This is a genomic window from Sphingomonas sandaracina, from assembly GCF_036663695.1.
Taxonomy (GTDB): Bacteria; Pseudomonadota; Alphaproteobacteria; order Sphingomonadales; family Sphingomonadaceae; genus Sphingomonas.
Genome location: NZ_JAXOJK010000002.1, coordinates 712,657 through 739,207, shown reverse-complemented (window position 1 = coordinate 739,207; position 26,551 = coordinate 712,657). Strand labels below are relative to the sequence as shown.

Annotated in this window: 16 protein-coding genes; 12 read left to right on the top strand and 4 right to left on the bottom strand. The window is 66.6% G+C overall.

The features are described 5' to 3' along the window. Positions 1 to 241: 241 nt before the first annotated feature. On the bottom strand, positions 242 to 1,327 hold the full coding sequence (locus U1707_RS08755; RefSeq protein WP_332799679.1) for a LacI family DNA-binding transcriptional regulator: 1,086 nt from the start codon (positions 1,325 to 1,327) through the stop codon (positions 242 to 244). Positions 1,328 to 1,570: 243 nt separating this feature from the next. On the opposite strand from U1707_RS08755, the gene U1707_RS08750 reads away from it, so the two are divergent. The 4 genes from U1707_RS08750 (at position 1,571) to U1707_RS08735 (ending at position 6,374) form a co-directional block, all read left to right on the top strand. After that, the gene (locus tag U1707_RS08750) at positions 1,571 to 2,680 is read left to right on the top strand and encodes a glycoside hydrolase family 43 protein (protein WP_332799678.1); all 1,110 of its coding nucleotides are present in this window, start codon (positions 1,571 to 1,573) and stop codon (positions 2,678 to 2,680) included. Between the two features lie 5 nt (positions 2,681 to 2,685). Then, positions 2,686 to 4,146 (top strand): xylulokinase, encoded by a 1,461-nt coding sequence (xylB, locus tag U1707_RS08745; RefSeq protein ID WP_332799677.1) that lies wholly within the window; start codon positions 2,686 to 2,688, stop codon positions 4,144 to 4,146. Then, entirely contained in the window at positions 4,143 to 5,453 is a 1,311-nt protein-coding gene (xylA, locus tag U1707_RS08740) for a xylose isomerase (RefSeq protein WP_443025674.1), read from the top strand. The genes xylB and xylA overlap by 4 nt, the downstream gene beginning before the upstream one ends. Before the next feature lie 159 nt (positions 5,454 to 5,612). Next, on the top strand, positions 5,613 to 6,374 hold the full coding sequence (locus U1707_RS08735; RefSeq protein ID WP_332799675.1) for a FadR/GntR family transcriptional regulator: 762 nt from the start codon (positions 5,613 to 5,615) through the stop codon (positions 6,372 to 6,374). 303 nt (positions 6,375 to 6,677) lie between these two features. Here the strand turns inward: U1707_RS08735 and U1707_RS08730 are convergent, their stop codons facing one another. After that, a complete protein-coding gene (locus tag U1707_RS08730; protein WP_332799674.1) occupies positions 6,678 to 8,591 on the bottom strand; it encodes an NPCBM/NEW2 domain-containing protein in 1,914 nt (637 codons plus the stop codon). A 278-nt stretch (positions 8,592 to 8,869) separates the two neighbouring features. Here U1707_RS08730 and U1707_RS08725 point away from each other — a divergent pair, with 278 nt between their 5' ends. After that, positions 8,870 to 11,527: a glycoside hydrolase family 3 C-terminal domain-containing protein gene (locus U1707_RS08725; protein WP_332799673.1), complete on the top strand. Its 2,658-nt coding sequence runs from the start codon at positions 8,870 to 8,872 to the stop codon at positions 11,525 to 11,527. Positions 11,528 to 11,572: 45 nt separating this feature from the next. On the opposite strand, the gene U1707_RS08720 is transcribed toward U1707_RS08725, so the two are convergent. Beyond that, positions 11,573 to 13,150 (bottom strand): alpha-N-arabinofuranosidase, encoded by a 1,578-nt coding sequence (locus U1707_RS08720; RefSeq protein ID WP_443025673.1) that lies wholly within the window; start codon positions 13,148 to 13,150, stop codon positions 11,573 to 11,575. Positions 13,151 to 13,525: 375 nt separating this feature from the next. Here U1707_RS08720 and U1707_RS08715 point away from each other — a divergent pair, with 375 nt between their 5' ends. Continuing rightward, a complete protein-coding gene (locus U1707_RS08715; RefSeq protein ID WP_332799672.1) occupies positions 13,526 to 15,607 on the top strand; it encodes a M13 family metallopeptidase in 2,082 nt (693 codons plus the stop codon). A 47-nt stretch (positions 15,608 to 15,654) separates the two neighbouring features. Here the strand turns inward: U1707_RS08715 and U1707_RS08710 are convergent, their stop codons facing one another. Then, positions 15,655 to 18,024 carry a glycoside hydrolase family 3 N-terminal domain-containing protein gene (locus tag U1707_RS08710; RefSeq protein WP_332799804.1) on the bottom strand — a complete coding sequence of 790 codons (2,370 nt, stop codon included), beginning with the start codon at positions 18,022 to 18,024 and terminating at the stop codon, positions 15,655 to 15,657. A gap of 187 nt (positions 18,025 to 18,211) precedes the next feature. Between U1707_RS08710 and U1707_RS08705 the strand changes: the two genes are divergently transcribed. From U1707_RS08705 to U1707_RS08680, 6 genes are all read left to right on the top strand, one after another. Then, on the top strand, positions 18,212 to 20,335 hold the full coding sequence (locus U1707_RS08705) for an alpha-glucuronidase family glycosyl hydrolase (protein WP_332799803.1): 2,124 nt from the start codon (positions 18,212 to 18,214) through the stop codon (positions 20,333 to 20,335). An 84-nt stretch (positions 20,336 to 20,419) separates the two neighbouring features. Beyond that, positions 20,420 to 21,649 carry an endo-1,4-beta-xylanase gene (locus tag U1707_RS08700; RefSeq protein WP_332799671.1) on the top strand — a complete coding sequence of 410 codons (1,230 nt, stop codon included), beginning with the start codon at positions 20,420 to 20,422 and terminating at the stop codon, positions 21,647 to 21,649. Next, positions 21,646 to 23,850, top strand: a complete 2,205-nt coding sequence (locus U1707_RS08695; protein WP_332799670.1) for a GDSL-type esterase/lipase family protein — start codon at positions 21,646 to 21,648, stop codon at positions 23,848 to 23,850. The genes U1707_RS08700 and U1707_RS08695 overlap by 4 nt, the downstream gene beginning before the upstream one ends. A 64-nt stretch (positions 23,851 to 23,914) precedes the next feature. Further along, positions 23,915 to 24,211, top strand: a complete 297-nt coding sequence (locus U1707_RS08690) for a putative quinol monooxygenase (RefSeq protein ID WP_332799669.1) — start codon at positions 23,915 to 23,917, stop codon at positions 24,209 to 24,211. A gap of 141 nt (positions 24,212 to 24,352) precedes the next feature. Then, a complete protein-coding gene (locus tag U1707_RS08685; protein ID WP_332799802.1) occupies positions 24,353 to 25,642 on the top strand; it encodes a glutamate-5-semialdehyde dehydrogenase in 1,290 nt (429 codons plus the stop codon). Between the two features lie 132 nt (positions 25,643 to 25,774). Next, on the top strand, positions 25,775 to 26,548 hold the full coding sequence (locus U1707_RS08680) for an SDR family NAD(P)-dependent oxidoreductase (protein WP_332799668.1): 774 nt from the start codon (positions 25,775 to 25,777) through the stop codon (positions 26,546 to 26,548). Positions 26,549 to 26,551 lie beyond the last annotated feature (3 nt).

Below are 26,551 nucleotides of genomic sequence, written 5' to 3'. Positions count from 1 at the left end.
GGGTCATGGCAGAGCCGGAGACCACGCGCTGGAGCGCATCTTGAACGTCGATCATGCGCGCGATTATCGCTGGCGCAGCGCTGCTGCGGATCGCAGACGGCCGTGCGAGACGACCCTGAACCGGTCGACGCGCGGGACGGATCTAGCGTCAGTCTGATCACACCCAATCCTCAACGATGGCGCTGGTATCGATCGGCCGATCCGCGTCTCTATGGTATCGCTATCAATTCTGGCGACCGCGTCAAGTGCGGCTGGCGCGCGGGCGCAGGCGGGGCGCGGCATCCGACTGTCGCCGGATCAGCGTGAAATCCAGCGTCTGGTGACGCTCGATCCTGGCCCCACTGCCCGACTGCCGGATTGCCGTGACCAGCAGGTCGACCGCAGCGCGTGCCATATCCGCGATCGGCTGATGAATGGTCGTTAGCTCAGGCCAGATCGCCGTCGACAGGGTCGTGTCGTCGAATCCGCACACCGTCAAGTCGCCCGGTACGTCGATGCCCCGGCGATGCGCGATCGCGACCGTTGCCGCCGCCATGTCGTCGTTGGACGCGAAGATCGCGGTCGGCGGATTATCGAGCGCCAGCAGTTGCTCGGCCGCATCGAGCCCTGAGCGATAGGTGAACAGCCCCTCGGCGACGAGCGTCGGATCGAGCGGCAATCCCGCCTGCTCGAGCGCGGCGGTATAGCCCGCGTAACGCTGGCCGCTGGCGGACAGGTTGGGGTCGCCGGTGATGAAGCCGATCCGCCGATGGCCGAGTTCCATGATGTGCTGCGTCATCATCGACGCGGCTTCGCGATCGTCGATCCCGATCGCCAACTGGTCCGCCAGCGGCATCGCGGTCGCAACCGCGATCGCCGGGATCCCGGCCTTGGCGAGCAGGTCGAGCACGCCGGCCGCCTCGCACAGCGGCGGCGGCAGGATGACGCCGTCGATACCGCCGTCGATCAGGTGCCGGGTCACCTCGAGTTCGTGATCGCCGAGTTCGCACTTCTCCACGACGATCTGCACGTCGCGGCGACTCGCCTGTTCCAGGCTGCCGAGCAGGAACTCGCTAAGAAACCCCGCACTGGGGTTGCTGTACAACAGTCCGATGCGAGTCTGCCCTGCCCCGGCCAGGCTGCGCGCCGCCGGATTGGGCGCGTAGTTCAGCGCTGCGATCGCCGCGTTCACGGTTTCGCGCGTCTTGGGCCGCACGTTGGTTTCGCCGTTGATGACACGCGATACGGTCATCGGTGAAACGCCGGCGCGCGCAGCCACGTCGCTGATGGTGGGAGTGGAGCCTCCACGGCGCGAGGAGCGCGTCGGCGCTGGCGAATGATCTGTCATTGCACGGGTGTTAGCGTAACGATCGTAGACCGCAAACCAAGTCGACACGATTCCCACCACGTTGAAGATGTGGGCGAAGACGCGGGTGAGGGCGGGGTCGAAGGCCGGGCCGAAGATCGACTTAATCCCACGCCGTGCATCGTCAGCGCTTGCCCAATCGCGATACCCTGAATATGGTAGCGGTATCGATATTCACCGACAGGCTTCGTAGAGAGCAGGCGGTAAAGAGAGGACCTGTACGCAATGCGCAATAGCTCGTTCCCCAGCGCCGCACTCGCCGCTATCGCGCTCGGCGCGACCGCCCTCACCGCGACGATATCGGGCGCGCAGTCGACGCCGCCCAAGACCGGCTCGATGGTCAGCCCCGACGGCAAGCAATATCGCGCACAGCCGCTGACGCGGGAAATCTACGCCGCCGACCCGTCCGCGCACGTCTTCGGCGGCAAGATCTACGTCTATCCCAGCCACGACGTCGACGCCGGCATTCCCGACGACGATCTTGGCACCCAATATGCGATGCACGACTACCGTGTGCTCAGCATGGACCGGATCGGCGGGCCGGTGACCGTCCACCCCGTCGCGATCGACGTGAAGAATATCCCCTGGGCCTCCAAGCAGAGCTGGGCGCCGGATGCCGCGTACAAGAACGGCACCTATTACCTCTACATCCCCGCGCGTGACGACAAGGGCGTCTTCCGGATCGGCGTCGCGACGTCGAAGTCGCCGGTCGGCCCGTTCAAGGCCGAACCGATGCCGATCAAGGGCAGCTATTCGATCGATCCCGCGGTGTTCACCGATACCGACGGCGCGAGCTACATGTATTTCGGCGGCATCTGGGGTGGCCAGTTGCAGCGCTGGGCGACCGGCAGGTTCGATCCGAGCGCCGGCGACACCGACCTGAAGCAGGACGACAAGCCGGCGCTGATGCCCAAGGTCGCCAAGCTGACGCCCGACATGAAGCAGTTCGCTGCGGCGCCGCGCGACGTCGTGATCCTCGACGAAGCCGGCAAGCCGTTGCTCGGCGGCGATCACGACCGGCGGTTCTTCGAAGCCTCGTGGATGTTCAAGCGCGGCGGCAAATACTATTTCACCTATTCGACCGGCGACACGCACTTCATCGCCTATGCGACCGGCACCAGCCCCGTTGGTCCGTTCCGCTACCAGGGCAAGATCCTGCTACCGGTCCAGGGCTGGACGACGCATCATTCGATCCTGAAGGTCGGCAACACGTGGCAGCTGGTCTACCACGACACGCAATTGTCGAACCGCAACCACCTGCGATCGGCGAAGATGACCGAGCTCACCTTCAGGCCCGACGGTTCGATCGTCACCATCGATCCGTTCAAGAAGTAAGCGCCATGTTTCTCGGAATCGATATTGGCACGTCCGGCGTAAAAGCGGTGGTGCTCGACGAGGCCGGCGCGGTCGTCGGCCAGGGTACCGCCGCGCTCACCGTCCAGCGCCCCCACCCGCTCTGGTCCGAACAGGATCCCGATGCGTGGTGGCGCGCGACCAGTGCGGCGGTCATGGCGATCGAGCCCAGCATCCGGCGGTCCGTGTGCGGCATCGGGCTCGCCGGCCAGATGCACGGTGCGACCGTGCTTGGCGCCGACGATCGGCCGCTGCGCCCCGCGATCCTGTGGAACGACGGTCGCTGCGCCGCAGAGTGTGCCGAGCTGGAAGCCGCGGTTCCACAACTGCGCGCGATCTCCGGCAACATCGCGATGCCGGGCTTCACCGCCCCCAAGCTGCTGTGGCTGCGCAATCACGAGCCGGATGTCTTCGCCAAGATCGCAACGGTGTTGTTGCCCAAGGATTATGTCCGGCTGCAAATGACCGGCGACAAGGCGTCCGACCTGTCGGATAGCGCCGGCACCCTGTGGCTTGACGTCGGCGCACGGCGCTGGAGCGACACGCTGCTGGCGGCATGCGGCCTGTCGACGGCGAACATGCCCGCTTTGTTCGAGGGATCGACCGTAACCGGCCTGCTACGGGCGGACATCGCCGACACCTGGGGAATGGCGCGCGTGCCGGTCGCGGCAGGCGGCGGTGACAACGCCGCCGGCGCGGTCGGTGTCGGCGTCGTCCGCGACGGCGACGCGCTGCTCTCGCTCGGCACGTCGGGCGTGATCTTCGTCGCCACCGACGACTTCAGGCCCAGCCCGGAACGCGCCGCGCACACCTTCTGCCACGCGCTGCCCGGCTTGTGGCATCAGATGTCGGTGCACCTGTCGGCGGCATCGTGCGTCGATTGGGTGGCGCGGATCACCGGAACGCAAAGCGTCGCCGACCTGCTAGCCCGCGCAGAATCGGTCGGCCCGGCCGGCGGCCCCGAGCTGTTCCTCCCCTATCTGTCGGGCGAGCGCACGCCGCATAACGACGCCGACGTCCGCGGTGCATTCCTCGGTCTCGACAACGACACCGACGGCGACCGCCTCGCACAGGCCGTCCTGGAGGGAGTCGCCTTTGCGCTGGCTGACGGGCTCGACGTGTTGCGCGAGACCGGCACCACGGTCGATCGCCTGTCGGTGATCGGCGGCGGCGCGCGCTCGGGCTATTGGGGCCGGATCATCGCTGCGGCGATGGATGTCGAACTCGTCTATCTCGAAGGCGGCGAAGTCGGCCCCGCGCTCGGCGCCGCCCGGCTCGCACAACTCGCGGTCGACGGCGGCGATCCGGCCTCGGTCTGCGTCGCTCCCCCGGTCGCCCGCACCATCGCCCCCGACCCCATGATTGCCGACGCGCTTGCCACCAAGCGAGATGCGTTCCGTGCAGCCTATTCCCGCATCACCCCCAGAAACTCGCCAAGGAATTTTTGATGGCCGACTTCTTCGCCGACATCGCCCCGATCAAATACGAGGGCCCGGACAGCACCAACGAACTCGCCTACCGCTTCTACGACAAGGACCGGGTCGTGCTCGGCAAGACGATGGCAGAGCATCTGCGCTTTGCCGCCTGCTTCTGGCACACCTTCTGCTGGCCCGGCTCCGACGTGTTCGGCGGCGGCACGTTCGATCGCCCGTGGCACCGCGGCGTCAACGACAGCGCAGCCGCGGCGGAAAAGCGCGAGGCGGCGTTCGACTTCTTCACGCGCCTCGACGTGCCCTTCTACTGCTTCCACGACGTCGACGTGATGGCCGACGCGAACTCGGTCGCCGAGCATCGCAAATACTTCGCCGAAGCGGTCGATCATCTCGAAAAGCTTCAGGCGTCGTCGGGTCGCAAGCTCCTGTGGGGCACGGCCAACGCGTTCAGCCATCCGCGCTATGCCGCCGGTGCCTCGACCAATCCCGACCCCGAGGTGTTCGCGTTCGCCGCGATGCAGGTCCGCGACGCGCTCGAGGCGACGCATCGTCTGGGCGGCGAGAACTACGTGTTGTGGGGCGGTCGCGAAGGCTATGAGACGCTGCTCAACACCGACATGAAGCGCGAGCTGGACAATTTCGGCCGCTTCCTGAACCTGGTGGTCGAGCACAAGCACAAGATCGGCTTCAAGGGCACGATCCTGATCGAGCCGAAGCCGCACGAGCCGACCAAGCACCAGTACGACTTCGACACCGCCACCGTGTACGGCTTCCTCAAGCGCTACGGCCTTGAAAACGAAGTGAAGGTCAACATCGAGGCGAACCACGCCACGCTGTCCGGCCACACGTTCGAGCACGAGATCGCCACCGCCGCCGCACTCGACATCTTTGGCTCGATCGATGCCAACCGCGGCGATCCGCAGAATGGCTGGGATACCGATCAGTTTCCGAATTCGGTCGAGGAACTGACGCTCGCGATGGTCGAGATCCTGCGCGCCGGCGGGTTCAAGACCGGCGGTTTCAACTTCGATGCCAAGGTTCGCCGCCAGTCGATGGACCCGATCGATTTGTTCTACGGTCATGTCGGCGGCATCGACGTCGTCGCCAAGGGCCTGCTCAACGCCGCCGCGTTGATCGAGGACGGTCGTCTCGATGCATTCAAGACCGAGCGTTACGCCGGCTGGAACGGTGAACTCGGCCAGATGATCGGCACCAGCGATCTGGCGACGATCGCCGATCTGGCGGGCGACCGGGCGATCGATCCGAAGCCACGCTCGGGCCGGCAGGAGCGGATCGAAAACCTGATGAACCGCTTCATGTGATGCCCGGCCCCGCGGCGCAGCGATCCCTATGGGATCGTATCGCCGCGGGGCCTGCCTTTATGTCGGCGACAGCGACCGCCGCGATCGTCAAACACCTGTTCCGATTGCTCTGAGCAATTGGTAGTGTTGTCCTGCGACGATAAAGGCATAATGCAAGTTATGGACGAACCACTCTCTGCGACACCGGATCCGGCCGCCGCCTCCGATGCGACGTCGCCGCTGCGATCGTCGGGCCGCAGGTTGCGCGGCGCGGTGGCCAACAAGCTCGGCGTGGCGATCCTGTCGGGCGAATTCTCGCCGGGTGAGACGCTGTCGGGCGAGATCGCCTTTGCCGAGGAACTCAACGTGTCACGGGGCGCCTACCGCGAGGCGATCCAGGTCCTGACCGCGAAAGGGCTGGTCGAGAGCAGGCCGAAGGCCGGAACGCGGGTTCTCCCGCGCAACCGCTGGAACCTGCTCGATCCCGACGTGCTGGCCTGGGCGTTTACCGGCGAACCCGATCCGCAACTCGTCCGCAGCCTGTTCGAGATGCGACTGGTCATCGAGCCCGCCGCCGCGGCGATGGCGGCGGTCCGGCGCGACAAGGCCGAACTGAAGATCATGCGCGATGCGCTCGGCGCGATGAAGCGCTTCTCGCTGGCGACCGAGCAAGGCCGCCAGGCCGATCGCACGTTCCACGACACCATATTGCAGGCGACCCAGAACGACGCGATGGTCGTGCTCAGCGCGTCGATCGGCGCAGCGGTCAACTGGACCACGCAGTACAAGCAGCGCCTGCGCGCCCTGCCCCGCGATCCGATCCCCGATCACGTCAAGGTCTTCGACGCGATCGCCGCGGAGGATGCCGAGAGTGCCAGCGCAGCGATGACCGCGCTCGTCACGCTGGCGCTGGAGGACACGCGCAGCGCGATGGAACGCTGAGCAAAAGCGCTAATGCGGATCGACATTCACTTTAAGACCGCCAGATCAGCTTTTTCTTCGTCATGCCGGGCAATCGTCGTGCTGTGGCGACCTCAAAAACGCTGCCGAGACGCTGAATGGCGCGCCTCGACGTCGTCCGTGCCCATCCCCTTCGAACGAGTACCGGTCCGCAGTGGTACGGCACCATGCCCTTCCATGTTCTCCCGCGAAGGCGGGAGCCGAGACTGGATCCCCGCCTTCGCGGGGAAACACGTCTTACTTGCTCGAAAGGGATAGCTGCCGACGTCGTCTGCTGTCGCTTCATCAACGCGTGAGCGCAGCCGATCCCCAATCGACCGAAATCTGTGCGCCACCCGCGCCCGGACTGCGCGCGACCAGTTCGATGATCTTTACACCCGACACGTTCGCCGACAGCTCCTCTGCCGCCTCGCCGCCTCGTGCCGCGCGCGACTGCGCCAACAGTCGCCCGTCGCCATAGATGAAGAAGGTGACGGCGCGCGTACGATCGGTCGTCGAGTCGTCGATCCCGACACGCGTGCGCAGCGTGCGATAGCCGGCATTACGCACCTCGAGTCGTGAATTGGCCAGCACGCCGAGACTGTGTGCGAGCGGTACCCCGGCAACCTGCAGCGGCTGGTCGTACGGCGTCCGATCGACGCGCGCGCCGCCCCAACCGCCATAACGCGGGAAATCGCCCGAGCCTCGCGTGCCTCGCCACGCCAACGGCGCACGGTGCACCAACGGATCGGGTTGCGGCGTCTCCACCCCGTCGACCGCCGGATTGACGCTGCCCGGTTGCTCGGACAGGAAGACGCCGTCGCGCAACTGCCGATCGCCCTTCGCGGTGAAGATCAGCGTTTCGCGCGCGGCCAGCGTCAGGCTGCGTTCCTTGCGAAACCGGCCTTGCGCGCCCGTCCACAGATCGGTCAGTTCGACATCGGCGGTATCGCGATAGGCGAGGTGATCGGCGGTCAGGGCGACGTCCGCCGGGCCGCTGCCACGATTGAACACCGCCACCGCCTTGTCTCCATTGGCGAGCGTCTTGACGAAGATCTGCACGTCGTCGGTATCGAACGCCAGCGTCGCCTGATTGCCCGCACGGTCCTGGTTGACCGCGATGATCCGCGCATTGCCCAGCACGTCGAGCAGCGCGGGCGACGCTTTCCGCAGATCATAGCCGATGAACAGCGGCGAGTTCTCGATCGCCCACAGCGCGAAATGCGATTTGGCTTCGGTCATGTGCCGCTCGTCGAAATCGCCGCTCCCCACGAACAGCATGTCCGCGTCGTTCCACGATCCGGGATGCGCATACAACGCACGCCGCGACACCGTGTCGAGATTGTGCAGCATCCGCCCCCAGTGCGGCGAGATGTCTTCGCTGGTGCGCGACAGGCCGCCGATGTTCTTGCCCCAGGCGCGGACGTTCGCCGACCCCCACAGGCAGAGCGAGAACAGATAGTCGTTCGCGTCGTTATACTTGGCGAGCGCATCGGCGACCTCGGTGTACAGACCGCGTACCGTCGCCACGTCGGTCCGTGCCAACGAGTCCGCATCGATCAGCGGCACGAACGCGCGGTACTTGCCGGCTTTCACCGCAGGATTGCTCGCGGGCAAGCCGCGGATGCCGCACGCATCGACCTTGATGAAGTCGAACCCCCAGTCCTTGAAATACAGGCGGATATCCTGGTCGACATGGCCGTACAGTCCGATCTCGCGCTCCCTCACGCTGCCCTCGGGCTGGTTGGGCATCGTCGAGGTGAAGACCTGACTGCAGGAATTGCGCCCGATGTCGCTGTAGATCCCCGCCTTGAACCCCATCGCGTGGAGCTTGTCCGTGAACGGCCGGAAACTCGGATCCTTGCCCGCGACGACCGAGGACGGGAAATTCGCCGATCGGATCATCATCCGGCTATCCGACAGCCGCCGCTTCAACCACCAGCCATCGTCGATATTGATGTAGCGATAGCCCTTGGCGGCCAGTCCCGTATCCGCGATCACCCGCGCCGATGCCAGGATCTTGTCCTCGGTAATGTCGGTGGCAAAGGCATTCCACGAACTCCAGCCCATCGGCGGCAGCGCCGCGTCGCCGCGCTGGTTCGCGCTCCAGCGACCGGTCGGGGCCAGCGGATCGGCCTGCGCCGCCGCCATGCTTGCCCCGGCGGTCGACAGCGAAACCGTCAAAGCAGCCATTATCCCGTGGCGGCGAGTATTGCGCATTTTGATGATCCTCGTCCGTGCCGATCGTTGCGCATCGCGCTGCGGCATCCCCTCGTTTATCGCTATCTTGTCGGGCTAGAAATGAAGCATGTCAACGCAGCCGAACAGTAGTCGGCATCCGCTGGCTTACGAGCGCGCTGTGAAATCCAAGTCAAACCGGTGGAATGTCGTAGCTATCTCGCAGCGGCTCGGCTTAATATCACTCCTACAATAATACGGGAGGATGCCGAGTGATACAGTCGCGAAACAGGGCGAAGGGGAAGTCTGCGTTCGCCACGATGCGTGCGCTCATGCTGGCCGGTGCCGCACTCGCCGCCGCCCCTCTGCAGGCACAGACATCGACAGCGCCACAAGCCGATGCCGCCCGCACCCGTGCCGACCAGCTCGCCACGGCGATCGTCGCGCGCATGACCGTCGACGAGAAACTGCCGCAACTGCTCAACGTCGCGCCGGCGATCCCGCGGCTCGGCATCCCCGCCTATAACTGGTGGACCGAATCGCTCCACGGCGCGCTAGGCCCGGTACCGACCACCAACTTCCCCGAACCGATCGGTCTCGCGGCCAGCTTCGACGCGCCGCTCGTCCACGATGTCGCTGGCGCGATCAGTACGGAGGTGCGCGCGCTGCATACGCTGGGGCGGCAGACCGGGCGGCTGGGACGGATCGGAACCGGGCTCGATACCTGGTCACCCAACGTCAACATCTTCCGCGATCCGCGCTGGGGCCGTGGTCAGGAGACCTATGGCGAGGACCCGTTCCTGACCGCGCGCACGGGCGTCGCCTTCGTCACCGGGATGCAAGGACCCAACCCGACGCTGCCCGATGTCATCGCGACCCCCAAGCATTTCGCGGTGCACAGCGGCCCCGAATCGACGCGGCACAAGGCCAATGTGTTCGTCTCGCCGCACGATCTGGAGGACACCTACCTCCCTGCCTTCCGCGCGGCAGTCGTCGAGGGCCGCGCCGGCTCGATCATGTGCGCCTATAACCGCATCGACGGTCAGCCGGCGTGCGCGAGCGACCTGCTGCTCCAGGACCATTTGCGCAAGGCATGGGGCTTTACCGGCTTCGTCGTGTCCGACTGCGATGCGGTGAAGGACATCGCCGACAACCACCGCTACGCGCCCGACCAGGCCACCGCTGTCGCCGCCGCATTAAAAACCGGCGTCGACAATGAATGCAACACCGCCACGCTCGGCGATCAGGCGGGGCTCGGCGAACGCTTCCGCGAGGCGCTCGACCGCGATCTGATCTCGGTCGGCGACATCGACCGGTCGCTGGTCCGGCTATTCTCCGCGCGCATCCGCAACGGCGACCTGCCGGGGATACAGACCGGGCGCGATCGTGTCGTGCCGGTCGCGCAGATCGGCACGCCCGCGCACGACGCGCTGGCGTTGAAGGCGTCCGAGGAAAGCCTCGTCCTGCTCAAGAACGCCGGCATCCTGCCGCTCAAGCCCGGCACGAAACTCGCGGTCATAGGCCCGCTCGGCGACGCGACGCGGGTGCTGCGCGGCAATTACTCGTCACCGCTGTCCGCGCCGCCGGTGTCGGTCCTCGACGGGCTGCGGTCGGTGATGCCGGCGGGCGACGTTTCACTGGTGCCGTTTTCCCCCTCGGTCACCGACGGCGACCGCGTGCCGACCTCTGCACTGCGCACGCCCGACGGCAAACCGGGCGTCCTCGTCCGCTACTACAACCCGACCAAGAAGCTGCCCGCGCTGTTCGATCCCGCGACGATGAAGCAGCAGCTCGACGCGATCCGCTACCAGGACACGCCCGTCGCCGAACGGGTCGAACGCGACGTCGGTGACTACAATCTCTCGCTCGCGAAGGTCGACACGCACCACCGCACGGTGTGGGCCGGATCGCTGACACCGCCCGAAAGCGGCACCTACCGGGTCGGCCTCACGGGCAAAGGCGGCGTGCTCGATTTCGCCGGCGCGGTCGCGTCCGATCGCAAAGGGTCGCAGTGGAACGACCTGCCGACCTTCACCACGATCGATCTCGTCAAGGGCCGCCGCTATCCGTTCCGCGTCACCTCGGACGACGGCGCCGACCTGGTCTGGAAACGGATCTCGACGGCACCCGATGCCGACCTGACCCGTGCCGCCGCCGCTGCCGACGTTCTGGTCGCGGTCGTCGGCCTCACCTCCGACCTCGAGGCGGAGGAGACCGGCGTCACGGTGCCGGGCTTCGAAGGCGGCGACAAGACGACGCTCGACCTGCCCGCGGACCAGGTGGCGATGCTCGCCAGGGCGAAGGCGACCGGCAAACCGGTGATCGTCGTCGCGATGAACGGCAGTCCGATCAACCTCGCCTGGGCGAAGGATAACGCCGCCGCGGTCGTCGAGGCCTGGTATCCCGGCCAGTCGGGGGGCCTAGCGATCGCCAACGTCCTGAGCGGCCGGACCAACCCCGCAGGCCGCCTGCCGCTCACCTTCTATCGCAGCGTCGCTGACCTGCCGCCGTTCAGCGATTACGCGATGAAAGGCCGGACCTACCGCTATTTCGAGGGCAAGCCGGTCTACGCCTTCGGCCACGGCCTGAGCTACACCAGCTTCGCCTACACGCCATTGAAGGTGACACCCGCCCCCACCGGCGCGGAGACGGGGCTGCGCGTCACTACCGAAGTCCGCAATACCGGCGCGCGGGCCGGCGACGAGGTCGTCCAGCTGTATCTGAACTTCCCCGACCAGCCCGGCACGCCGCGCGTGGCACTGCGCGGGTATAAGCGCATCGCGCTGAAACCGGGCGAACGCAGCAGCGTCAGCTTCGATCTGTCGCCCCGCGATCTCAGCAGCGTGGCGACCGACGGTACGCGCCGAGTGATCGCCGGCAAATACCGCGTGACGGTCGGCAGCGGCCAGCCCGGCACCGGCGTCCCCGGTCAGTCGGCAGCCTTCACCACGACCCGCATGGTGCCGCTCCCGCTCTAAATGGAAGCCCCCGCCGCTCCCGATCGGGAGCGGCGGAGCGCCGTCTTATTGCAGGTCGAGCACGACCACCGACATCGGCGGCAACGTCGCCGACACGGTACCGCCCGCCGCCTGCGCGCCGTTGAACGCGACCGGACGCACCGTATCGGGCTGTTCGAAGCTGTTGTGCGCGTCCATCGTCGTGCCCGTCACGATCCGCCCGGTCACGCCGCTCGCCTGGACGCCCGCGAGCGTCATCGCCACCGGAATCGCGCGATGCGGATCGAGGTTGACCAGTGCGACATGCACCTTGCCCGCGACATCGCGGACCGCCGAGACGCTGACCGCCGGCACCGCCACTTCGGACTCGTGATACCAGGGCGATTTCAGATCGACCGGCAGCGTCGTCGCATCCTGCCAGGGCTTGTACAGGTCGAACACCCAATAGGTCGGCGTCTTCACCATCTTGGCGCCGTCGGTCAGCAGCATCGCCTGCAACACGTTCACCATCTGCGCGATCGCCGCCATCTTCACCCGATCGGCGTGATGCGCGAAGATGTTGAGGTTGAGCCCGGCGACCACCGCATCGCGGACGCTGTTCTGCTGCACCAGGAAGCCGGGGTTGCTGCCCGGCGTCGGATCGTACCACGTGCCCCATTCGTCGACGACCAGCCACTTCGTCTTGGCCGGATCATATTTGTCCATGATCGCCGAATGCTTCGTGACGAACTCTTCCATCTGCAGCGTGTGCTGCATGGTCAACGCCCATTCATGCTCGGAAAAGCCCAGTGCCGGCCCCTTGTCGGTCCACACCTTGTCGCGCGGCCGCGTATAGTAATGCAGCGACAGGCCATCGATGTTCTTGCCCGCGATCCGCATCATCGTCTCGGTCCAGTTATAGTCCATGTCGCTGGGGCCGCTGGCGATCCTGAGCATCTTGCCGTTCCCCGACTTGGCGAACACGCCGTAGCGGTTGGTCAGGTCGGCCGCATATTCGGCGCGCATGTTGCCGCCACAGCCCCACAGCTCGTTGCCGATGCCGACATACGGTACCTTGTACGGTGCAGGGTGACCGTTCGCCGCGCGCTCCTTGGCGAGCGTCGAACCGTTCGGCGACGTCATGTATTCGAGCCACTGCGCGGTCTCGCTCGGCGGCGCGCTGCCGACGTTCGCAGAGATGTACGCCTCCGCGCCGAGCCGCTCGGCAAACCCCATGAATTCGTTGGTGCCGAACGCGTTGTCTTCGTTCACCCCACCCCAGTTGGTGTTGATCTTGATCGGACGCTTGCCGCGCGCGCCGATGCCGTCGCGCCAGTGATATTCGTCGGCAAAGCATCCGCCGGGCCAACGTACCATCGGAACCTTGACCGCTTTCAGCGCCTCCAGCACGTCGCGACGATAGCCATGATCGTTGGGGATCGACGACTTTTCGCCGACCCAGATACCACCATAGATGCCGTGGCCGAGATGCTCGGCGAACTGCCCGAACACCTGCCGGTTCATTACCGGACCGGGGCGGCTCGCGTCGATGGCTACCGTAGCGGTTGCCGGAGCGGCGGCAGGCACGTCCTGCGCCGATGCCGACATCGCCGTCGTCGTCATCAAGGTCATGGCCAGCGCGGCCTTGCGGTACAGTTGGCGCATTCGATCCCTCCCGTTTTTTTCTATGCGACGACCGATATTAGCCGGTCGATCCGCGGTCAATATGTAAGACTAATCGAGACGCTGGCGCGAGGCGAAGTGGTGCTCGGTCCGCGACGTTCCGTCGACCATGTGGAGGTACGGAGGAGAACAGCGGCCGGAGCACCGGCTCCCTCCAACCTACTCTTGTCCTAGCAGAAATTGACACCCGGACCTCACGACCGATCCAATCGCGATCGAATTCCTGTTGCTCCCACCAGTGTTCCGCGCCAGCTTGATCGCAGCAGGGCCAGAGCCCAAGTTCGTCGCGTTCATCCATCCGCCAGCCGCCCCGAAACCGACCGCCGATTTCGGACGGGAATTTCCGCAGGAGCCTCGATGCCGTTCAAACATATCTCGCGTCTGTCGTTGAGCGTCGCCGTCATGGCATTGTCGACGTCCGCGCTCGCACAGACCGCCCCCGCAACTACCCCCACGGCCGCGCCTGCAACTGCCCCCGCCACAGGCACCCGGTACGGAACCTTCGGCATCGATCTGACCGCCGCCGACAAATCGGTGAAACCCGGCGACGATTTCTGGACCCACGCGAACGGCAGCTGGAACAAACGCACCGAGATCGCCGCCGACCGCACCTCGGCCGGAGGTAGCGTCATCCTCGCGGACCAAGCCGAGCAACAGGTCCGCGCGATCCTGGACGATGCCGCGCGCAACCCTGCGGCGGTCGGCCCCGGTGCGAAACAGTTCGGCGACCTCTACGCCAGCTTCATGGACGAGGCCGCGATCGAGCGCGCCGGTGCGGCTCCGCTGAAGCCGTATTTCGCGAAGATCGACGCCGCGGGCGACAAGCGGAAGCTGCAGGTCCTGTTCTCCACGGTCGGCTACGCCTCGCCGGTCGAGGTCGGCCAGTTGCCCGATCCCGCCGATCCCACCCGCTACGCCGTCGCCGCTGGCCAGGGTTCGCTCGGCATGGGCGGGCGCGATTACTATCTCGAACAGGGCGCCAAATACGACACCTTCCGCACCGCCTACCGCGCCTATGTCGAGAGGATGCTGACGCTGTCGGGCATCGCCGACGCATCGGCGAAGGCGGACCGGATCGTCGCGCTGGAAACCGCGATGGCGAAGGTTCAGTGGTCGCCCGTCCAGTCGCGCGACCTGAAGGCGATGCTCAAGCCGATGGACGCCGCTGGCCGCAAGGCGCTGGCGCCCGATTTCGATTGGCCGCTGCTGATGACGACCGCGGGCTATGGCCAGTTCCCGATCGTCTACATGACGAACTCGACCGCACTGACCGAACTGGGCAAGCTGTTCGCGGCGACGCCTGTCTCGACCTGGCAGGACTGGATGAAATTCCGCCTTGCATCGGCAAGCGCTCCCGTTCTGCCCAAGGCGTTCGATCAGGCGACGTTCGACTTCTACGGCAAGACGCTGGCCGATCAGCCGCAGCAGCGCGCACGCTGGAAACGCGGCATCGCGGTCGTCAACGGCACGATGGGAGAGGCCGTCGGCGAAGTCTACGTCAAGCGCCACTATCCGCCGCAGAGCGAAGCCAAGATGGGCGAACTGATCGCCAATCTGCGCGCCGCCTATCAGGAGCGGATCGGCGCGAACACCTGGATGGACGCACCGACCAAGACCCAGGCGCTCGCCAAGCTCGCGGCGTTCGACCCGCGGATCGGTCACCCGACGAAATATATCGATTATAGCGCGCTCGACATTGTCCGCGGCGATCCGTTGGGCAATTCCATGCGGTCCGGTGTATTCGATCACCAGCTCGATCTGTCGCGCCTCGGCAAGCCGGTCGATCGGAGCCTGTGGGGGATGACGCCGCAGACCGTGAACGCCTATTACGATCCGCTGAACAACCAGATCACCTTCCCCGCGGCGATCCTCCAGCCGCCCTATTTCGATCCCAACGCCGACGCGGCGGTGAATTACGGGGCGATCGGTGCGATCATCGGCCATGAGATGGGTCACGGGTTCGACGATCAGGGCAGCCAGTTCAGCGCATCGGGCAAGTTCGAGAATTGGTGGACGCCGGAGGCCCGCGCCGCGTTCACCCGGCACACCGCCGCGCTGTCCAAGCAGTACGACGCGTATGAGCCGATCCCGGGCGTGCATGTGAAGGGCGCGCTGACGCTCGGCGAGAACATCGGCGATCTCGGCGGCGTGGAAACCGCCTATGCCGCGTATCAGAAATACCAGTCGGTGCACGGCAAGGCACCGGTGATTGGCGGCCTCACCGGCGACCAGCGGTTCTTCCTGGCCTATGCCCAGGCGTGGCAGGCCAAGCTGCGCGAAGGCGCCGCCCGCGCTCGCCTGCTGACCGACCCGCACTCCCCGCCCTTCTACCGCGTCAACGGCATCGTCCGGAATGTCGACGCCTGGTACACCGCGTTCGACGTAAAGCCAGGCGATGCGCTGTACCTGGCACCAGCACAGCGCGTTCATATCTGGTGACACGACCCAGGTGCGCGCCAGCCCGCGCACCCTCGCCTGCCGGTCGGTCAGGCGATTTCGAGGATCGCGGTCTTCACCTGCGCTGAACTCGGTCCGGCCATGATCGTGAACAGTCCGGGCTCGACGACCTCGCGCATGTCGACGTCCCACAGCGCGAACGCATCCGGCCCGAGCGTGAAGCGCAACGTCCGTCGCTCGCCGGGTGCCAGCGTCACGCGTTCGAAGCCCTTCAATTCCATCACCGGCCGCGCCACCGACGACACCTGGTCGCGCACGTACACCTGCACGACCTCGTCGCCGGCGCGCTGGCCGATATTGACCACGTCCACCTCGACCACGACGCTACCGGCGATGCCGATCTTCGCCGCTGACAGCCGCGGTGCGCTGACGTCGAAGCGCGTGTAGCTGAGGCCGTGCCCGAACGGGAACAGCGGCGCCGTCTCCGCGAACAGATAGCCGCGCTGCGTCGATGGCTTGCGGTTGTAATAGAACGGCACCTGGCCGACTTCCCGCACCACCGTCACGGGCAGCTTGGCGCCCGGGTTGATCCGTCCGAACAGCGCCTCGGCCATCGCCGTGCCGCCCTCCTGCCCCGGATACCAGCATTCGAGCACCGCGTTCGCCTTCGCCATCACCGTCGGCCAGCTCGGCGGTCGCCCGTTGATCGCGGCGATGACGATCGGCTTGCCCAGCGCATGCAGCGCCTCGAACAGCGCATTCTGTTCACCGATCAGATCAAGCGTCGTGCGATCGCCGAGGTGGTTCGCCGAGAACCCTTCGCGGCTGGTCTGCTCGGTATCGCCGATCGCCAGGATGATCGTATCGGCCCCGCGCGCGATCTCGACCGCCTCGGCGATCAGCGCGCGGTTCTTGACCGGATCAGCAAGCAGCACCGCGTCCTGAGACCGGTCCTCGCTCTGCGTGATGAACACCCCCTGCGCATGGACGATCGTCGCCGCACTGCCGACCAGCGTCCGCACGCCATCGAGCAGCGACACGCTCTGGCGTGGCGGCGCGGAATAGCCGCCGAGCCGCGCGATCGCCGCATTGGGCCCGATCACCGCAATCTTACCCTTGGGCGCGAGCGGCAACGTGCCGTCATTGGTCAGCAGGCACAGCGCTTTCCGCGCCGCCTCCAGCGCGACGCCCCGCGCCTCGGCGTTACCAGTCAGGCGAGCGGCCGCGCGTGCATCGACCGACGACTCCTCGAACAGGCCGGCGCGGAACTTCAGCGCCAGCATCCGCGCGCACGCCGCGTCCACCGCCGCGATCGGCACCGTCCCCGCCCGCACCTGCGCGGGCAAAGTCCGGAACGCCATCCCGTCCGGCAGCGCGCTGTCGACGCCCGTCGCCAAAGCGAGTTTCGCCGCCCCGTTCAGATCGCGCGCGATGTGATGGATCGTATCCAGCTCCTCGATCGCCCCGTAATCGCTGACGATCGCGCCCGAAAAGCCCCATTCGCCGCGCAGCACGTCGCCGAGCAGCCAGTGGTTCGCATGGCTCGGAACGCCGTCGATCTCGTTATAGGACGGCATTACCGCGCCGATCCCGGTGCGCGTCACGACCGCGCGGAATGGCGGGAAGAAGCTCTCGCGCAGTTCGCGCTCGCCGATCGGTGCGGGGCCGATATTGTTGCCCGCCTGCGGCTGGCCGTGACCAGTCATGTGCTTCAGCGTCGCGAAGACCTTGCCGGGCGCCAACGTATTGCTGTCGCCCTGCAGCCCCTCGACCGCCGCGACGCCCATCTCGCCGCACAGATAGGGATCCTCGCCAAACGTCTCCTCGATCCGGCCCCAGCGTGGATCGCGCGCGATATCGACGACAGGGGACAGCGAGAGGTGGCTGCCATGCGCGCGCACTTCGCGACCGATGATCACCTGCGTGCGGCGCATCAGGTCGCGGTCGAACGCACCGGCCATGCCGATCGCCTGCGGAAACATCGTCGCGTCGGGCGCCATATAGCCGTGCAGCGATTCCTCGTGGAAGATCACCGGGATGCCGAGCCGCGTGCCGCGCGCCCAGCGCTGGACCGCGTTGACGAACGCGATCGTCGAGGCCGAGCCGCGGAACCGTGCACCGGTGCCGCCTGCCACCGCCGCGACCGATGGCCCGCCCCGCTTGTCGGACGGCCGCGTCACCTGGCCGAACCCCGCCGGATACGCCGCGGTCGCGCGCGCCGGATCGAAATCGAGCCCGCCCGAAATCATCACGTCCGCCTTGGTCGCCCACAGCGAAATGGTCTGGCCAACTTTCTCCTCCAGCGTCATCCGCGCCATCAGGTCCCGGACGCGGAGATCGGCCGGCGCGCGTGCGTCACGGTAGATCGGCATCGCCGTCGCGGCCTGCGCGACACCGGGAACCAGCCCTGCGAACGAGACCGAGCCAAGCAGGCCGAGAAGGTCGCGGCGCGTCGGCATGATGGCCTGCGCGATCGTTGCTGTCTGCGTATCGGCCAAGATTGTCTCCCAATGTGAAACGCGGCATTGCTGTCGAAGCCGTCGTCGTGATAGCGATAACATGGCTGATTATCCGCGATCATGTCAACCAATCGCGGGACGGCGGGAGAGGATCATGAGTATATTCGGCCCCTGGATCGGTAAGTCCATGCTGGCGATCGTGGCGATATTTGGTCTGACCAGATCAGCCTATGCCGAGGACGGCTACGATCTCTGGCTACGGTATCACGCCCTGCCCACCGCCAACGCCGCCGCCCTCGTCCGCGATGCCGGCACGGTTGAGATGCGTAGCGACACCCCGACGATGCGGGCCGCCGCCGCCGAATTGCGGCGCGGCATTGCCGGCCTGTCCGGCACACCTCGCAGCGCCGACAGCCGCGCGCCGGCGATCATCCTCGCAACGGCGACGGATCGCGATGTGGTGGCACTTCACCTGCCGCTCGCACCGCTCGGTGAAGAAGGCTACCGCGTCAGCCGTGTCTCCCTCGGCAAGCGGCACGTCACGCTGGTCACCGCCAATACCGATCGCGGCGTGCTCTACGGCAGCTTTGCCCTGCTGCGTCATCTCCAGACCGGCGGCACCCTCGACCGGATCGACCTGACCTCGACACCCCGCGTGAAGCTGCGCGTGCTGAACCACTGGGACAATCTCGATGGCGTGGTCGAGCGCGGCTATGCCGGCGCATCGCTGTGGGACTGGTGGACGCTCCCCGACTTCCGCGACCCCCGCTACACCGACTACGCACGCGCCAACGCGTCGATCGGCATCAACGGCACAGTCCTCAACAACGTGAATGCCAAGGCCGAAAGCCTGACCGCGCCGTATATCGCGAAGGCAGCAGCACTCGCCGACGTGTTCCGCCCATACGGGATCAAGGTGTACCTGTCGGCGCGGTTCTCCGCCCCGATCGAACTCGGCGGCCTGAAGACCGCCGACCCGCTCGACCCGCAGGTCGCCGCATGGTGGAAGGCGAAGAGCGACGAGATCTATCGCAGCATTCCCGACTTCGGCGGTTTTCTCGTGAAGGCGAACAGCGAAGGCCAGCCCGGCCCGCGCGACTATCACCGCAGCCACGCGGACGGTGCCAACATGCTCGCCGCCGCGGTGCGCCCGCATGGCGGGATCGTGATGTGGCGCGCGTTCGTCTACGCCGAGACCGACCCGGAGGACCGTGCGAAACAGGCCTATACCGAGTTCAAGCCGCTCGACGGCAAGTTCGCGTCGAACGTCATCGTCCAGGTCAAGAACGGCGCGATCGACTTCCAGCCGCGCGAGCCGTTCCACCCGCTGTTCGGCGCGATGCCGAAGACGCCGCTGATGATCGAGTTCCAGATCACCAAGGAGTATCTCGGCTTCGCCACCCACCTCGCCTATCTCGGGCCGATGTTCGCCGAGACGCTCGGCAGCGAGACGATGCAAAGGCCCGGCGAGACCGTCGCGAAGGTCGTCGACGGGTCGGTCGAAGGTCACACGCTGACCGGCATGGCGGGGGTCGCCAATATCGGTCGCGACCGCGACTGGGCGGGCTCCACGTTCAACCAGGCGAACTGGTACGCGTTCGGCCGGATGGCATGGGATCCGACGCTCGGCGCCGCACCGATCGCGCGCGAATGGGCGGCGATGACGTTCGCCCCCGCGCCTGAAATCATTGATCCGGTGGTCGCGATGATGATGGGATCGCGCGAGGCGGTGGTCGACTATATGACGCCACTCGGCTTGGCGCACGTCATGGCGACGGGCCATCACTACGGTCCCGGCCCGTGGGTGGCCGATCTCAAGCGGCCCGAATGGAACCCGGTCTATTACCACCGCGCCGACAAGGCCGGCATAGGCTTCGACCGCACGCGCACCGGCAGCAACGGCATCGCGCAATACAGCCCGGCGCTTGCGCGTCGCCTGGCCGATCCCGCGACGACCCCCGAACGCGAGTTGCTGTGGTTCCATCACGTCGCCTGGGATCGCCGCCTCGCATCGGGCCGCACGACCTGGGCGGAGATGGTTCACGATTACGACCGGGGCGTCGCCTATGTCGCGGACATGCGCCGTGCGTGGGACGCGCTGAAACCCGATATCGATTCCGAACGCTGGACCAAGACCGCAACCTATCTCGGGGTGCAGCAGCGCGAGGCGAAATGGTGGCGCGACGCAAGTCTCGCCTATTGGATGTCGGTCAACGGTCTGGCGCTGCCCGCCGGTACCGCGCCGCCCGAGCATGACCTGGCGTGGTACAAGGCGCAGCGCTTCCCCGATGCGCCGGGCAACCCACAATGAGCGCCCAATTCAGGGGCCACGAAACCGCATGTCCGGCCCGAACCACGCGGGCGAAAATATCACTCTAAGGAAAGCGTCGACGCGATGAGCAATAGGCAGGGTTCGGTGGAGATCACGCGGCGCCGGGGGCTGGCGATGCTGGGCGGATTGGCTGTGTCGGCCTGTGCCGATGCCAGCGTACCGTTTCGAGCCCCAGGGTCGGCACTGTCGAACGACACCGGACTACAGGCGGTGGCTGCCGCCAAGGGCATGCGACTGGGGTCGTGTTTCGCCTGGGGGGCACCGGGGGCCGATCGCGGATCGTTCGCCAACCCCGCCTATGCCGCGCTGCTGACCCGCGATTGCGGGCTGCTGGTGCCCGAAAACGAGATGAAGTGGCAGGCGATCCGGCCGGCCGCCACAAGCTTCGATTTCGCCCATCTGGATGCGATGATGGCCTGGGCCAAGGCGAACGCGATGCCGGTGCGCGGCCATAATCTGCTGTGGCATCAGCCGAAATGGATGCCGCGTTGGGAAGAAACGCATGATTTCGGGGCCAATCCGGCTAGCGCTGCGGCGCGCATGCTCGTCGAGCATATCACCACCGTCTGCCGTCGCTACGGGTCGCGGATCGGTAGCTACGACGTCGTCAACGAAGCGGTGACGCCGGCGGACGGCACCTTGTACCAGACCGCGTTGTCGCGCGCGCTGGGCGGCCCGGAGGCGACGCTGGACCTCGCGTTTCATACCGCGCGAGCCGAGGCGCCCCACGCGCAGCTCGTCTATAACGACTATATGAGCTGGGAGCCCGGCAATGCGAACCACCGCGCGGGCGTGCTGAAACTGCTGGAGGGTTTCAAGCGACGCAACGTCCCCGTTGATGCGCTGGGCGTGCAATCGCATATCGTCACGCAAGGCATCGATACGCGTGCGACCATCACCGCGATGGCGGGCGACTGGCGACGGTTTCTCGATAGCGTGACCGCGATGGGCTATGATCTGGTCATCACCGAACTCGACGTCCGCGACAACGCGTTGCCCGCCGATATCCCGGTGCGCGATCAGGCGGTGGCGGACTATACGCGCGGCTATCTCGACCTCATGTTCGCCTATCCGTCGGTACGCGACGTCATGCTGTGGGGCATGACCGATCGCTACAGCTGGATCGAAGGGTTCGAACCGCGCCCCGACAAGGCGCGCCGCCGCCCCTGTCCGTACGACGATGCCTTCGCCGCAAAGCCGATGCGCGCCGCAATCGCGGATGCACTCGCCGCGGCGCCGGCACGGGCACCGACACGATCGAAAACCGCCCCTGATGGAAAGGCCGACCGATGAACCGCTGGGCAACCGCAGTTCTGGCAGGCGTCCTGATGGTCGCGAATGCGGACGCACGCGATACCGCGCCGCGCAACGTCGGCGCACACCGGCCCGGCACGCACGCGACCGGCGCTCGAAGGGCCGGTCACAACTGGATCGCCAGCTGGGGATCGTCGCAGATGATCGCAGAGGGCGACAACGCGCTGCCCGCCGACCGGGCGGCATCCGTCACGCTGCGTCAGATACTCCGGCTGTCGGCCGGCGGCGACCGGGTTCGCATACGTCTGTCCAATGCGTTCGGCACACGGCCGCTCGCCATCGGCTCCGCGCGCATCGCCCAGACGACGGCCCCTGCCACGCCTCAGGTCGTCGGCGGCATGGCGCTAACGTTCGCGGGGCAGACGGCGGCGGTCATTCCCGCTGGCGCGGAACTCTATTCCGATCCCGTCGCGATGCCGGTGGCGCCTGGGGCCGATCTTGCCGTCAGCCTGTATCTTCCCGATGCCGCCGTTCCGCAGACCGGGCATCCCGGTGCACGCGCCTTCAGCTATACGCTCGCCGGCGATCACGTCGCCGATCCGGGTTTTGCCGGCGCGAAACAGACGACGCACTGGTACGCGCTCGCTGATATCGAGGTATCCGGTGCGGCCAACACCGGCACGATCGTCGCGATCGGCGACTCGATCACCGACGGCTACGGCGTCAAACCGAATCACAACACACGGTGGACCGACATTCTCGCCGAACGCCTGCGCGGTGATCCAGCGACGCGGGGCATCGGCGTCGTCAACGCCGGGATCGGCGGCAACCGCATTCTGCTCGACGGGCTCGGTCCCAATCTGATGGCGCGGTTCGACCGCGACGTCGTCGCGCGCAGCGGCGTCCGTTGGGCGATCCTGCTCGAAGGGGTCAACGATCTCGGCGTGCTCACCCGAGAAACGCCCGCGACGCCCGCTCAGCACGCGGCGATCGTCGCGCAGGTCACCGGAGCCTATGCCCAACTCGTGGCCCGCGCGCATGCCCACGGCATCAAGATGATCGGCAGCACGATCACGCCGTTCGGGGGCAACGAATACTACCACCCCGGCCCGGCCACCGAAGCCGACCGCCAGGCGATCAACGCCTTCATCCGGACGTCCGGCCTGTTCGACGCGGTGATCGATTTCGACCGCGTCATGCGCGACCCCGCGCATCCGGACCGACTGGCCCCGGCCTATGATTCGGGCGATCATCTCCACCCGTCGGAAACAGGGTATCGCAAGATGGGCGAAGCCGTCCCGCTGGCGCTCTTCGGCAAGGCGTTCGGCAAGGCGACGCGGCCCATGATTGGCGCCGTCGCGGCGGTGCCTGTCGCTCCATCTGCTGCGCCCGTACCTGAGGCACGCGTCGCGGATACGCGCCCGACGATCGCGCTCACCTTCGACGATATTCCGGCACATGGCCCGCTCGCGCCCGGTCAGACCCGCACGGACGTGATCCGCGGCATCACCAGCGCATTGGCCGCCGCCCATGCCCCTGCCTTCGGGTTCATGAATGCGGGCTTCGGGCTGGACGCACCGGCGGACGCCGCGAACGCCATCGCGGCTTGGCGGGCCGCCGGACTGCCGCTCGGCAACCACAGCTATGCCCATAGCGATCTGGCGAAGGTCGGCGTCCGCGCGTTCGTGGCGGATGTCGTCCGCAACGAACCGCCGCTCGCCCGCGCCGCCAAGGGCACCGACTGGCACTGGTTCCGCTACCCTTTCCTGTCCGAAGGCCGCACGCCAGCCGATCGCGATGCCGTTCGCGCCGCGCTTAAGGCACGTGGCTACCGCATCGCCGCCGTCACGATGAGCTTCGACGACTATAACTGGAACCCGCCTTACGCCGCCTGCGCCGTCAGGCGTGATCCCGCAGCGATCGCCACGCTCGAGGCCAGCTATCTCGCAGCCGCGCGCACCGCCGCGCTCGCATCGCGGGCGCGTGCCAAGTCGCAGCTCGGGCACGACATTCCCTATGTCCTGCTGATGCATGCCGGCGCGTTCGACGCACGCATGCTGCCGCGGTTGCTGGATCTCTACACATCGATGGGATTCCGCTTCGGGACGCTCGCCGAAGCGGAGGCCGACCCGTATTACGCCGCCGCCATCGACCTTGCCCGCGCTGCGCCCTCCCCGTCCCTGCATGGTCCGCCCTCGCTTCCGGCACCCGCAGGTCCGCCACCCGGGCTGTGCGCGTGAACGAGACGGTTGCGTCCCGTCGATGACGGGGGCACGGCGGACGACGCGAAACCAGGAGAGATGTATGACCGTGAAGATCGTCGCGATGGTATCCGTACTGCCGGGCAAGGATGACGCCTTCGTCGCTGCCGCCAAGACCTGCGTCGCTGCCTCGCGCGCCGAGCCCGGCGTTCTCCACTACGAACTCTGGCGCGAAGCCGAGGGCGAACGGCGTTTCGTGTTCAACGAACTCTATGCCGACGATGCCGCCGTTCAGCAGCACATGGCCTCCGACCACTTCAAGGCCTTCGGTCTGGCTGCCCGCGATCTCGCCGCGGGACGGCCGACGATCATCGTCACGAACCCCGTCGACATCGGCTGACGCCATTAATCCGACGGCGCGGGTCCAAGGGGATCGACCCGACGGCGATTGCGCCCTGGGCGTCAGCGACAGTAAGAGATCGGCAGCGTCTCGAGCATGTTGCCCGAGGCCAGCCGGCCGGAAAGACTGTTGATGACCGTGATGGATGTGATCGCCGCCCGCACCGCCAGCGACCCCGCCCCGGCCGATGCCGCCGAGCAGGTGATCCGCCTGGGCCGGAACGCGCGCAGTGCCGCGCGCCGTCTCGCCGTCAGCGACGCCGCCGCGCGCAACCAGGCGTTGCGGGCTGCCGCCGCCGCGCTTCGTGATGCGGTCCCCGCGCTGCTCGACGCCAATGCCGCCGACGTCGCCAGCGTCGCCGACAGCAAGCCCGAGTCGTTTCTCGATCGGCTGCGGCTCGACGAACCGCGGATCGCCGCGATGGCGCAGGCGCTCGACGACATCGCCGCACTGCCCGATCCGGTCGGTCGCGAACTGGCTCGGTTCAGCCGGCCGAACGGGCTGGAGATCACGCGTGTCGCCGTGCCGATCGGGGTGATCGCGATGATCTACGAATCGCGCCCCAATGTCGGTGCCGACGCGAGCGGCCTGTGCATCAAGTCGGGGAACGCGATCATCCTGCGCGGCGGATCCGAAAGCCGTCGTTCCACCGCCGCGATCGTCGCCTGCATGCAGACCGGTCTCAGGGCCGCCGGCCTGCCCGAAACCGCGGTCCAGGCGGTCGACACGCCCGACCGGCTGGTCGTCGGCGAACTGCTGCGCGCGGTCGATTATGTCGATCTCGCGATCCCGCGTGGCGGTCGCGGCCTGGTCGAACTGGTGCAACGCGAAGCGCGCGTCCCGACGCTGCTGCATCTCGACGGCAATTGTCACAGCTACGTCCACGCCGCCGCCGATGTCGCCGAAGCGGTGGCGATCATCCGCAACGCCAAGCTGCGGCGTACCGGCGTGTGCGGCGCAACCGAAAGCATCGTCGTCGATCGTGCCATCGCGCCATTGCTGCTGCCCGCGCTGGTCGATGCGATGCCGGATTGCGAACTGCGCGGCGACGCCGACGCGGTCGCGATCGAACCCCGGCTCGCGACCGCCGGCGATGCCGACTGGGACACCGAATATCTCGACGCGATCGCCTCGATCAGAATCGTCGACGATCTCGATGCGGGGATCGCCTTCGTCGCCGAGCATTCGTCGGGTCATACCGACGCGATCCTCACCCGGGACGATGCCGCCGCGCGCCGGTTCATGCTCGCGATCGACAGCGCGGTGGTGATGCACAACGCGTCGACGCAGTTTTCCGATGGCGGCGAGTTCGGCATGGGCGCCGAAATCGGCATCGCGACCGGCAAGATGCATGCGCGTGGTCCGGTCGGCGTCGAGCAACTGACCAGCTACAAATATCTCGTCCAGGGGACGGGTCAGATCCGCCCGTGATCCGGCCGTTTCAGCCCGTGCGGATTATGACCTAAATGTCATCGTATACAGACGCACCCTTACTATAAATCGTGCGTTGCGACCTCCGAAATGACGTCCCCTTGACCGTCATACTTCACGGAGAACGATACGATGAGCCTGTTCGACGATCAGGTGGTCATTGTGACCGGGGGCGAGTCCGGGATCGGCGCGGCCTGTGCCAAGACCCTCGGCCAATCCGGCGCACGCGTCGTCATCACGTATTTCAAGGACGCGGATGCCGCGCATGCCGTGTGCGCCACGATCGGCGGGGATGATCGTGCGATCGCCGTCCAGACCGATGTCGGCGACGAGGACGCGGTCGAACAGCTGTTCGCACGGGCCGAGTCCGCATTCGGAACGGTCAGTTTGCTGGTCAACTCGGCCGGGCTCAACATGAGCGGCGTAATGCTCGCCGACATGGAACTGGCGCAGTTCGACCGCGTGATCCGCTCCGATCTCTACGGACCGTTCCTGACCTGCCGGCGACTGGTCCGCGGCCTCGAAGCCAAGGGCGCGAAAGGCCGTGTCGTCAACATCTCCTCGATCCATGAGCGCGCCCCCCGCCCCGGCGGCGTCGACTATGATTCCGCGAAGGGCGGCTTGGCACAGCTCACCGCAACGCTGGCGCTCGAACTCGCGCCTAAAGGCATCGCGGTGAACGGCGTCGCACCGGGCATGATTTTGACCCCGATGAACCAGTCCGCCGTCGACAATCCGCAGGAGCTCGCCGCAAAGGAAGCAGCAATCCCGTGGAAGCGTGCCGGCCGTCCCGACGAGGTCGCCGCGCTGGTGGCCTTCCTGCTGTCCTCCACCGCGGACTATATCACCGGCACCACCGTTACGATCGACGGCGCGCTGTCGCTCACCGTCGCCCAGGGCGCCTGACCG

Excerpts from the sequence above, each read along its gene's own strand:
- U1707_RS08755 (WP_332799679.1), bottom strand. The coding sequence starts at position 1,327 with ATGACAGATCATTCGCCAGCGCCGACGCGCTCCTCGCGCCGTGGAGGC.
- U1707_RS08680 (WP_332799668.1), top strand. The coding sequence starts at position 25,775 with ATGAGCCTGTTCGACGATCAGGTGGTCATTGTGACCGGGGGCGAGTCC.
- U1707_RS08725 (WP_332799673.1), top strand. The coding sequence starts at position 8,870 with ATGCGTGCGCTCATGCTGGCCGGTGCCGCACTCGCCGCCGCCCCTCTG.
- U1707_RS08710 (WP_332799804.1), bottom strand. The coding sequence starts at position 18,024 with ATGCCGACGCGCCGCGACCTTCTCGGCCTGCTTGGCTCGGTCTCGTTC.
- U1707_RS08735 (WP_332799675.1), top strand. The coding sequence starts at position 5,613 with ATGGACGAACCACTCTCTGCGACACCGGATCCGGCCGCCGCCTCCGAT.
- U1707_RS08695 (WP_332799670.1), top strand. The coding sequence starts at position 21,646 with ATGAACCGCTGGGCAACCGCAGTTCTGGCAGGCGTCCTGATGGTCGCG.
- U1707_RS08700 (WP_332799671.1), top strand. The coding sequence starts at position 20,420 with ATGAGCAATAGGCAGGGTTCGGTGGAGATCACGCGGCGCCGGGGGCTG.
- U1707_RS08730 (WP_332799674.1), bottom strand. The coding sequence starts at position 8,591 with ATGCGCAATACTCGCCGCCACGGGATAATGGCTGCTTTGACGGTTTCG.
- U1707_RS08720 (WP_443025673.1), bottom strand. The coding sequence starts at position 13,150 with ATGCGCCAACTGTACCGCAAGGCCGCGCTGGCCATGACCTTGATGACG.
- U1707_RS08685 (WP_332799802.1), top strand. The coding sequence starts at position 24,353 with ATGGATGTGATCGCCGCCCGCACCGCCAGCGACCCCGCCCCGGCCGAT.
- U1707_RS08705 (WP_332799803.1), top strand. The coding sequence starts at position 18,212 with ATGCTGGCGATCGTGGCGATATTTGGTCTGACCAGATCAGCCTATGCC.
- U1707_RS08690 (WP_332799669.1), top strand. The coding sequence starts at position 23,915 with ATGACCGTGAAGATCGTCGCGATGGTATCCGTACTGCCGGGCAAGGAT.
- U1707_RS08715 (WP_332799672.1), top strand. The coding sequence starts at position 13,526 with ATGCCGTTCAAACATATCTCGCGTCTGTCGTTGAGCGTCGCCGTCATG.
- U1707_RS08750 (WP_332799678.1), top strand. The coding sequence starts at position 1,571 with ATGCGCAATAGCTCGTTCCCCAGCGCCGCACTCGCCGCTATCGCGCTC.
- xylB (WP_332799677.1), top strand. The coding sequence starts at position 2,686 with ATGTTTCTCGGAATCGATATTGGCACGTCCGGCGTAAAAGCGGTGGTG.